Raw genomic sequence first — 11105 nt, 5'->3', positions numbered from 1 at the left:
GACCACCACATTGCCAGTGAGGATCATCCCCAGCCGAGCAAGATGCCGTCGCTACAAAAACAGGGATGATATCGCCACCTGCACTGCCAGAATCTGTACCACCTGTACTGCCAGAATCTGTACCACCTGTACTGCCAGAATCTGTACCACCTGTGCTGCCAGAATCTGTACCACCTGTGCTGCCAGAATCTGTACCACCTGTGCTGCCGGAATCTGTACCACCTGTGCTGCCGGAATCTGTACCACCTGTGCTGCCAGAATCCGTACCACCTGTACTAACTATTCGAGCCACAAATAAACCTGGAGCCAGTGGTAAACTTTGTGCTGGAGTCACAACCTCTACGCCACTTTGCTCTGCAACCCACTGCCATGTACGAACAGAGTTAGAACGATGCTGCCAATTGAAAAGCCTATAAACATTGCTAAAGACCTCTGCGCAGTTCGGGTTTACCCAGCCTTCGATAATCTTACCGATTCGAGTAGAAAGCTGAACCTTTTTAGCCTCATCGGTTTCAAAGTAGTAACCTGCACCGAGAGTCAAAACTGTTTCAATATTATGTGTATCAGAGTAATAGGGCCACCAGTCATCACTAATCCGAGATGATAACGGGGCATGAGCACTCGCCATGTAAACTAAGTCTGTTTCGGCACCGGTAGTATTACAGCTCTTAGTTTTATTATACCCGGTAAAACCCTCCTTCCTTACATACTGTCCTAGCTCTGAATTGTAATTCGAGGTAAAGCCATAATTTTCAACTGCAGACGCGATGCGTCTTAGCATTTCTGGCGCATCGGTATTTCCTGTTATCCAGTAAGCTTGCCAGAGGAAATCTACGATATTCTCAGTCATCCATGCTGAGAAGCCTCTAGAGCTACTATCACCTAATGGTGCACTCCCCTCATTATGCACACCTTCGTGAACATCGATATTATGAGTAAAGCCACCACTTTTCGGTGTCCAACCATTTTCTACATCCCAGGTTTTTTCAGTTTGCTGCATATCTTTCAGAGAGTTAATTCGCTCATTAAGGTGAGCTAAAACCGTTGAATCAGCCGTCATTTCATAGGCATTAATCTCTGCTAGTCCTGCTATACCTGCCCCGCGCTCAGTAAAACCTTCATTCTCGTTATTAAAGGTGTCTCTCGTACCATATTGATTCCATCCCAAGTCAGATTGTAACGCCATATTGGTAATTAATGGATCATCCCATTGACTATCATCGCCAGTAAGGGCCCAGCTCAATTTAGCCTGCTGCGGAGCAATATATTTCCCATCAGCACAAGCAACACCACCAAATGTAAAACAACCATCACCACCAGCCATTGCCGGGGCCGTTCCATCATTCCGCACATGCGAGAAGTAGAACTGCTTCGATAGGAATGCCTCTTTTAAGAATTCTACCCGCCCAGTAGACATATACGCTTTGAACATGGCACTTGATCGATCAAACAACCAATTACCTCCACTGGAAGCGCTATAATCAAGCCCACCAGCCCAATTTTCGAACTGCCCTACTTGGTATTGCTCAAAACCGTCTGACGAACCACTTGAGGGCACATAAGGAGGAATCAGGCCTGACTCGGACAAATAGCTTGTATCGTGCAAGGCAAAAATTCGTGGGTAAGGCAGGTTATTTTTATCTGCGCCTGCAGCCGCCCAACCTAGAGAGTGTGCAACTTCAGACAAGCGTGTGACTGCTGCACCACCATCTGTAATTGTCAGGTCTATATTACCACCGGTCATATCGACATTTTGCAGCTGGATTGTCACCGAACGAATAGAGTTATCAGACCAATGGTAACGTAAGCCACCTTCAACGTAGGCTGCTAATTCCGTTGAACCATTCAGAACCTTGATTTCCGAAATATCAGTCACTTCACCCGCTGCCAGAGGCAAACCAAAGGTGACGACCTCAGAGTTTGTCGGCGTTACTTCACTATCAGCTTGTAAGGTGATCTGCGTATTTAACGCATGAACTGATGTCCCCGCTATGAGTAGACATGCTCCAGCACTATATCTCATAAAACACGATCTTAAAGCTTTCATCGTGATGTACCTCTTAAAATTCTTAACGAATGACAAATGTAAAAAAGTTTGACCCTTACATAACAAAAGTAGGTCAAGCTGCAGACATATCTAGCAAAAAATACATTAATTTTGTAACCACTACTCTAACGCTCTTAAAAGCATTTTACTTAGACTAATTCAACACACTGCGCGACGAATAGCCAACACTAATGACACCTAAATACGTCAATAAAATGACAAGCTTTTTTAAACCCCCTTAGGCTTAGGTATCAAGAAATCTCGGAATTTATTAGGGTTACCCGTCTTTCCTGCTTCTGCAGCTTTTACGATGTTATACATTTCTCTTGATGAAACAAAATGCATCTTATACTTCTCGCCATCATTATATTTTGAAGCCAGGTACTCATACATTTTTACTGTAGGTTCACCTAACAATGTATCGATATCCATCTCTTGCGTACCATGTGTATGTATTTTGACGAATACCCATTCCGGCCGCCCCTCAACATGAATATGTTGATCCACCCACATATCAACACGGTGTTCAGAAGGGGGTATTGACTTGCGAACATCACCCGCTTCTATTTTCGGCATAACCCCCCATTTTCTCTCTTTCCAGTTCAGGCACAGAGGCCCCTGGATAATCATCAAATCACCAGATGACTCACGCCCCACTTTTACCTTCACTCCTTTATCATGAGACTTAGGCCGCAATGGGTCGTCAGTAGCATAATATATCGAGTTTACCGTTGAGGTTTGGGTCTCACTGGGAGCAGAAGGCAGGGTAAAGTCTGCGTAGCAACCTGTTTCCTTTAGCACAATCAACTCGTCGTTGACCCCACACCATTTACCTTCCGGATGACAATTATCCAAAGTCCAGTTGCCATGAATAAAACCATAAGAGAGCAAACCAGTTTCCGGATTAACAGCCAAGCCTTCATGCTCTTCATTTAAGGTTTTTGCAAAACGAGTCAATGTTTCACGCAGGTTATCACTCGTATCATCTTCATGGTGCAAATGTATTTCAAGCTCACCAAAACCTTGAGCACAAAGGTCCTGCAACTTATCCAAGTGTTCTTTACGATATTCTTCTTCAGGGTAAAAATAACTATGCTTAGGCAAGCAACCATCAGCATCTAGAATATGGCCAAAAGCAGCAGGATACTCCTGATGCCAACGATCAACTCGTTGCCGCTCAACCTCTAGACTATTCGGGCGCCCCCACTGAGGTTCATAGTGATCCACAAAACAAAACATGATGTGCACTGGCCCATCTACCTTTGGCTTACCTTTAAGCCTGATAGAAATATAATGCCCCAACCATATGTGCATGTTCTTTTTTCGTATCATGACAACAGCCAATGCGAACACCGCTAGACATAACACTACCAGACCACTAATCAAACCAAACAAAATATTCCCCTTCCTTTTCTAAGCCTAACCTTAGCGATTTGTGCTATCCCATGTTCCTTTAACACCACCACTGTAGTAGCGCAAAGCTCCGTGCCCTAAAGCAAAATTCATATTCACCCAAAAGATAACCAGCTTGACCAACTTGTTTGAAATCAGTGAGTCTCTACAACGGTAACTAGCAAAATAAACTAATAACTGAATAATGAATAAACTTGAGTATAAGAAAGAGTTAAATGAAAGAACCAACGAACAGAAAAAGGCAACAAGCAATAAATGCGGTGCATGCCAGCGAAGTACTTTATGAGAGATATATGAGAACCATAAGGCACCATACTGAGGACTCAGCACTGCCAAAAAGCGACTGAAAGCCTGAAAATTTCCAGCACCAATTCGAACACGACGCTTATATTCATCAGCTGAAGAAGGCGCAACCTCTTCACGAGCAACCGCTTCAGGCTCGTATTTAACAACGCCGCCATCGACAGCAACCTGAAAAACAATCGTAAAGTCATCTACTACAGTGTCGGGAGGTATCGGCTTATAAAGCTGCTTACGAATAAGGTAAATCGCTCCATTTGCCCCTAATAAAGCCGAAATTCTAGACTCATTAAACTTCAATATTCTTTCATACTGCCAGTAGGCACTATCTAAGTTTTCACCAGTCTCTTCCGCATATAGGTCCAGCTCTCCACACACTGCGTCAGCCTGGTTATCCCCTTGAAAATGCCGCACGAGCATACGAATAGAATCCGCCTGAAACTCTGTATTCGCATCTGAAAAAACTAGCAACTCCTCTTCAGCTTGATTTACCAAGTCATTTAAAACAGAAGCTTTACCACGATTTTCCTCAAAATCAATGAATACCAGGTTTGGATCTTCAATAGCTGACAAAATGCTTGAGGTATCATCTTTACTACCATCAGAGCCAATATAATACTTAATTTTATCTTTTGGATAATTTAATTCTTGAAGGTTTTTAACTCTGTCAGCAATACAGTCGCTCTCATTGAAGGCAGATATAATCACACCCACAGCAGGTAAATCACTCTCAAGCACATTATCTGCTCTTCTAGAGTCTTTCTTCAGGACAAATGACATATCTTTTTTGGCCTGCCGGAAACTGCTCAAGCAAATTAGTACAAGCGGATATAGCGCATAGCTATAAACCACTAAAGCGAGAGATATCCAAAATATCATTTCAAGCATCAATCTTTTTCACTCTTTTAACAGGCTTAGCAGGAATACCAACAACTGTATCCCCTTGACTCACATCCTTCACCACGACAGCATTCGCACCGACTTTGGTATTATCCCCTACACTGACACCACCAATAACCTTCGCGCCAGCACCAATAAAAATATTTCCCCCCAGGCAAGGTGTTTTTCCTTTTTCACCGCCGATTACAACACCACTCTCGACGACTATCCGCTGTCCACCTTGAACATTGGAATTGATGACAACACCAACGGGGTGCATCAGCACAAAACCTTTATCAAAATCAGCCCTTAAACCAATAACGCATTGGTTAAGTAACTTATTCAGATATTGAAACAACAATGCGAAGGGCAAACCCAGGCGAGACGACGAACAAGCCTGCATCAAGCGGTATAAAAAGTTGGCACAGGTACCATCACTCAAGAATATTTTTAACAAACTTACCGGGGCGCCATCATCAGCAAATACCTTCTGTTTATAGCGCATATCCTGAAGAAACAATTTAAGCATCGAAACCTAAGACCTCACAATAACGTTAAAATTTTCTGAACATTATGTGTCCATTGCCTTTCATCACGAATATAAGACTCAGCCTGCTCGCCAACTCTTTCGATATTTTGAGTATCTTTTGATAGTTCAATGACCTTTTCAACCGCACTTTTTCTGTCATTTGGGGGGAATAGCCAACCAGTTCCCCCATCTTCAACGACTTCTGCAATCGGTTCGAATGACGGCGAAACCAAGGCAACCCCCATCGCCATCATCTCAAAAAGCTTCATTGGCGAACCGTATTCATTGGAATCAGGAAGGATGCCATAATCCATTGCAGCAATATAATCCCCAACTTTTTCATGTGGCACACGACCTGGCATAATCACTTGCCCCTGTAGACCATTATCCCTCACAACAGCCAAGATCTCTTCAAACACAACACCATCACCGACCAACAATAAAGCTAATTGAGGCTCAGCAGCTAAACGAGGTGCGATTTCTTTGACAAACCAATCAATGCCGTGCCAGTAAACAAAGGCCCCAACGTAGCCGCAAACCGCCTTGCCTTCGAGCCCTAGATCTTTTTTGACTTGAGTTCGATCTACCCCAGCTAAGGTAAATTGTTCAATATCCGCCGCATTTGGGCAAATAACACTGGGGGCAATCACTCCGTGTTCACGCTCAACAGTGTTTTTGAAATTAGTAGAGATGAACACTACCCCATCACATTTCTTAAACACCCATTTTTCTACTCTTCGAGCCAACCCCTTAAAAAACAAAGGCCGCACCCGCTCAACGATTGCAGCATCATTCACTTCAAGAATAACCGGAATACCAAGCCTTCTAGCTCTCAACACACCGCCAAACATGAATAGTGAATATCTCTCATATAACATGTCAGCATTTTGAGATTTAAGCTGTTTACCTACCCGCATATAAGCGATTAGGTTATAGGCAAGTTCTATCAATTCGAAAACAAACTCAGGCACATACTTAGTCATCTCCATTAGCTTATGGAGCATTCTAGACATCAAGGAAGGAGCCCTTTCTTGCTTTACACTATTTCCAGAGACCTGCTCTTCCTTATGTTCCGGGTCTGAGCCTGGAAGAGAAAGAAGTGTTACTTGGTGTTCCATCTTTCTAAATGCATTGACGATTCCCATAATATGGACACCTTCAGCACCATGCCCACGAGTTCTATGATGGTAAACTATGTTCATAATTAACTAATCACCTTAAACTGAATCCCTTGCTTCTCCCATAGAGGAAGCATTATCTCTAGCACCTGCACACACTTCTCAGCGTCGTCGTGAAATAAAAGAATTTCACCATTTACAACCGGTTTCTGCTTAAAGTTTTCAACAATCTGATCAGCACTCAGATTGGAATAATCTAATGAATCGTAGCTCCAATGCACTGGACGAAATTTGTTTTTCACTAACGAAAACAGCAAACCAAAACTCCAGCGCCCTTGCGGCGCCCGAAACAACCTGGAACCCGACTGTTCCAGCTTACTAATCCAAGCATCCGCATCATTTGCCTGTTTTAGCTGTTTACCTAGAGGCAAACGCCCAAAATCAATATGGTCATAAGAGTGGTTACCCACCACATGACCAGCTTCTACCAAGCTCTTCCCAATTTCGAAGTGTTGTTCTAGTTTTTTCCCAATTACAAAAAATGTCGCCTTAGCATTATGCTTTTCTAATAAGCTAAACAACTTATCGGTAACATTAGGCGTTGGACCATCATCAAAAGTCAGGTAAACAGAAGCCTCTCCTGACGCCCCCTTCAGCAATAAAACTGATGAGGGAAGCAGTTTAGCTACTAACGTCTTTAAAAGTTGCTTCAACACGTAAATATACTCTGTCCAATTTTTTTGGAATAATTACAAATCAATATTACATTACGGCTATTATGCATCCGAACTTCCTTGTACTGCTTTACATATAATTTGGTCAATTTCATTTACATTCTTTGGCCATGAAAACAGGTTTCCGTGAGCCTTAATAACTTCTCTATTCCAGCAAGCAGTATTCAGATCAAAGTCCACCATAGCTTTAGTTAAGGCCTCACAATCGCCTGCTTCGATTAAAATACCTGAAACTCCATCCTTAACCACTTCTGGAATGCCACCTACTCGAGTAGAAACTACCGGTACGCCACAATTTGCAGCCTCAAGCAGTACATTTGGAACTCCCTCATGATACGAAGGAAGTATTAACAAACCACTTTGGCGTATATACTTTGCTGTATCAGCATGCTTTAGGGCTCCTAACATAGAAACTTTGGCCTCTAAGCCATAAGCAGCGACTCTTTCAGCCAATACCGGGCTCATAGCGCCATCACCAATAAACTTTAATAGTTTACTCCCTCCACTTTTTACATAGCCATCATACGCATCTAGGAGGTCTAACACACCTTTATCTTTTTTAAGGTTTCCGACAAATAAGAAATAAGGATTTGACGCTATTTCCTCTGGATAAAACAACTTATTATCAACACCGTTGTATACTCTGGTTACCTTAGACTTCTCAACTCCCAAGCCACAAACCTTAAGCCGCAAAGCATCAGAGGGCGTAAAAATATGCGTAGCCCCTTTGCATACTTGTTGAATCTGTTTATTTCTATTCTTATCCTCTGTCAGCACATTGATATCACTGCCGTGCACCTTAATAAAATAAGGTAGCTTCAGCCTATATGAGAGCTTTTGCGCAACAAAACCATCAGGATGCGCCCAACTACCTAGCACTGCATCAAAATCTGAAAAGGAAATTAACTCCCTCGCGCCTTTTAAGACCGACCAAAACATAAAATGACCGAAATGCTGCTGAAATAGCTTCGGCGTATACCAATAGCAAATATACTTAACTGTGTATTTAGTGCTGGCAGAATAGGAACTAATCTGCGCTCTCTTGCGAAGATATTCTGGCCAAGCAATTGGGACGATAAGTGTAAGCTCATGCCGCTCTGCCAAGCGGTCAAACTGCTGCTTATTAAAAGTTGCGCGATTCGGTTCCCATGGCAGTGGGTATAAGTTCGTAACGATAAGAAGCTTCATGATAAATTACTGATAGTGACTCTCAGCTTACCACTTGATGTTAAGGCGATCTCAGGAACGAGTTCAATATTCACAAGCACTTCGCTACCAACATTTTCTTCAACTAAGTGTTTGACTCGTTTTAACTGATCAGAATCCTCCGAAAATAAAACCAAGAAAATATCAACACTATCCAAGGTATTTTGCACAACCTGAAACTGTTTGATACTGGTGAAATCCTTTAGCAAATGAGGAAAAAACTCGCCCGGAATAGTTCTCCCATCGGGCGTCTTAATCACGTCCAGCTTACGGCCATCAATAGATTGAAGCAGCGGGAAAGGCGAACCACACTGACAAGTGGTAGCAGAAGAAATCGTCGCACGATCCCCATTTCGATACCGAATAAGTGGAAAGCCGTAATTGTGCAAGTCGGTTACCACCACATCACCAGACACTCCGGCTTCAGAAATCACTTTATTTTGATCTCCCAACAGCTCTACAACAAGGTGATCAATATTTGTATGCAAACCATTCTTTTCTTTGCACTCCGAACCAATCAACATAAACTCCCGACAACCGTAAGTATTATATACTGGCGCTCGGAAAGCTCTTTCGATTTTTTCCCGCTGAAACTCATATAATGGTTCGGCGCCAGTCAAAATCGACTTAGGTGATTTAATGGTTATATCATTCTCGATAATATAATCTGCCAACGTTACCAAAGGGTTGACATAAGAAACTATTGCCTCAGCTTTGTAGGCGTTAATCTGCTCAACATAAGTTCCCAAGTTATATGCCGTCATTTCGAAAGAGTTTAATATCTTTCGATTATAGAAAGCGTGATAAAGCTTATCTTTAAGGGCTGACTTAGCACCAACAGGCGCAATGTTCGCTCCCCACAAATAAAGTGATTTAACACCAAGCCCGGCACCAAGGTTTCCATACCCTCTCCACATGACTCCTTGCCGGCGCTCATTACTTTCTTGATCCAATTCAAACCTGAACGGCACACCGGATGAACCTCCGGTAGCTTTCTTAATGTTCTTCCCTTTATGTGTAGCTGCTACAAAGCCTTCGTAGTTATCACGAATAACATCTTTATCAAGTACAGGTAATACCTCAAGGTCTTTGACACTCTCTACAGCGGCGGGGTCAAATCCAATCTGATCCCACTGCGACTGATAAAAAGCACAATTCTCATAAGTATGAACCAGCAAGGCTCGAAGCTTATCTAGTTGAATAGACTCCAGAGTAGATAGAGAACGATTTTGGTTTTCTTGGTACTCATGAACATAAGCAAGCGTCTTACGCTTAGCCATATGTGTTTCATAAAGCGGATATAATAATGTTCTAAACAACCAGCTATACATATCTCGTCCCTGTTATATCTTTAAGCGTACATTCACAAGCAGACAAATTATTGCCGACACTTTTGGCCCTAAACGCTCGCTCATCGTTTTTAGCATTTGGTAATCGCTGGCACTCAGTGCATTCAGCACGATCAGCAACAGCAGATACACTAACCCGAAGCAAATATAGCCAACGATAATTTCCACAACCCCCTCAAAAAAGCCGGATACATAGATCGAGAACTGTAAGGAAACAAATGCAGAAACAAGCACCCACAATAGTTTTCTGATATCCGGAACAATCCCCAGGAAGCGATAAGCGATCCCGAGAAGCACGACAACAAGAACAATTGCCACGATAATGTATGCAGTGATAGCACCCTGTAACCCCCACTGAGAAATGAGAGTCAAATTCACACTCAAAGACAGAATAAGCGCAAAAATACTCAGCTTAAGCATCAGCGACTGCTTATCAACACTGAGCAAATAAGCATTCACCGGCTCCTTAAAAGCATTCAGTGTTCCCACAACAATAAAGAACCCTAATATAATACCCGCCTGAGAAAAGGCATCACCATAGAGAAGCGCCACCACATGCTCGCCAAAATACAAGGTTGGTGCGGCCACCATTACCCCTAATGTGAACAAGTAACGCGATGATTCCTTGATACGCACGGCAGGATCCTGATTTACATCAGCCACCGAGCGAGCAATAACTGGTAGTAGAACCGAGCTATATACGCCGGGAACCAATAACAAGGCAGCACCAGAGATAGTCAGAGCAATCGTAAAGTACGAAATAGCCTCGTTACTTGCGTAATATTTTAACAATAAAACCTCGCACTGCCCAATAGCCAGACTGCCAATAATAGTATTGATAGATACAATTTTTAGATGATGTGATATACGTTTCCGTAAAGCCGTATCAAGCGTTATAGCTGGCTCCCCCCCCTTTTTTAGGCTCAAACGCTTCAAGTAAAAACCCGAAATAAACCAGTAACATACAGCAACGCCCGAAAACAGCATGTAGAAGTTTGCCAATTCAGGCATTAAGTATTTAACCACACAAACCAGTAGTAAGTTTATTGGCGCCACCAACAACACGGTATAAGCAAGGAAATCAAAACGCTCGAAGCCTTTAAACACCCCCACACGATACATATGCGCACTTTTAAAAATAATTGCCAATATCAGAAAAAACAGTAAATGCCTGTACTGCTCTTCGATCAATAAGTTTGGCACAAGAAGCACAAGCACAGTCAAGCCTCCTGTTACTAGAGCAGTCTTGAGCATTTGGATCTTATGGAAGTATTTAAATATTGCCGGTATCTTTTCTTCGCGCCCCTGAGCACGTGCTTCCGCTATAAATTTTATTGCACCAGTAGAAATACCTGCATTTGTCAGAATAATACTGATACCCGCCACTTTTACCAGATAGCTATAGACACCAAACTGCTCCGGTCCCAAACTGCGAGCGATCAGTATAGAGATGATCAAACCTAGCAAATATTCGAAGTAGATATTTATCGAAGAAAAGTAGGTGTTTTTTAACACGCTCTTAGGCAAAGT

9 protein-coding genes are annotated in these 11105 nt (G+C 42.7%); all 9 read right to left on the bottom strand.

Annotation, left to right across the window (positions count from 1 at the left end):
- A partial coding sequence (locus A3729_RS33415; protein WP_197476024.1) for a hypothetical protein occupies window positions 1–2047 on the bottom strand: 2047 nt, incomplete at its 3' end.
- A gap of 228 nt (window positions 2048–2275) precedes the next feature.
- The gene (locus tag A3729_RS23950) at window positions 2276–3442 is read right to left on the bottom strand and encodes a hypothetical protein (protein ID WP_197476023.1); all 1167 of its coding nucleotides are present in this window, start codon (window positions 3440–3442) and stop codon (window positions 2276–2278) included.
- Between the two features lie 30 nt (window positions 3443–3472).
- Window positions 3473–4540, bottom strand: a complete 1068-nt coding sequence (locus tag A3729_RS23945) for a glycosyltransferase family 2 protein (RefSeq protein WP_197476022.1) — start codon at window positions 4538–4540, stop codon at window positions 3473–3475.
- A gap of 100 nt (window positions 4541–4640) precedes the next feature.
- Window positions 4641–5168: a serine O-acetyltransferase gene (locus A3729_RS23940; RefSeq protein ID WP_068515648.1), complete on the bottom strand. Its 528-nt coding sequence runs from the start codon at window positions 5166–5168 to the stop codon at window positions 4641–4643.
- Window positions 5169–5182: 14 nt separating this feature from the next.
- Window positions 5183–6370 (bottom strand): glycosyltransferase family 4 protein, encoded by a 1188-nt coding sequence (locus tag A3729_RS23935; protein WP_068515645.1) that lies wholly within the window; start codon window positions 6368–6370, stop codon window positions 5183–5185.
- A 2-nt stretch (window positions 6371–6372) separates the two neighbouring features.
- Window positions 6373–7002, bottom strand: coding sequence for a polysaccharide deacetylase family protein (locus A3729_RS23930; RefSeq protein WP_068508504.1), 630 nt, complete (start codon window positions 7000–7002; stop codon window positions 6373–6375).
- 60 nt (window positions 7003–7062) lie between these two features.
- The gene (locus A3729_RS23925) at window positions 7063–8208 is read right to left on the bottom strand and encodes a glycosyltransferase (protein ID WP_068515642.1); all 1146 of its coding nucleotides are present in this window, start codon (window positions 8206–8208) and stop codon (window positions 7063–7065) included.
- The gene (locus A3729_RS23920; RefSeq protein ID WP_156498100.1) at window positions 8205–9506 is read right to left on the bottom strand and encodes a phenylacetate--CoA ligase family protein; all 1302 of its coding nucleotides are present in this window, start codon (window positions 9504–9506) and stop codon (window positions 8205–8207) included. The genes A3729_RS23925 and A3729_RS23920 overlap by 4 nt, the downstream gene beginning before the upstream one ends.
- A 63-nt stretch (window positions 9507–9569) precedes the next feature.
- Entirely contained in the window at window positions 9570–11090 is a 1521-nt protein-coding gene (locus tag A3729_RS23915; protein ID WP_068634370.1) for an oligosaccharide flippase family protein, read from the bottom strand.
- Window positions 11091–11105 lie beyond the last annotated feature (15 nt).

This window comes from Oleiphilus sp. HI0043, from assembly GCF_001634935.1.
This window is presented reverse-complemented; position numbering and strand designations above follow the sequence as displayed.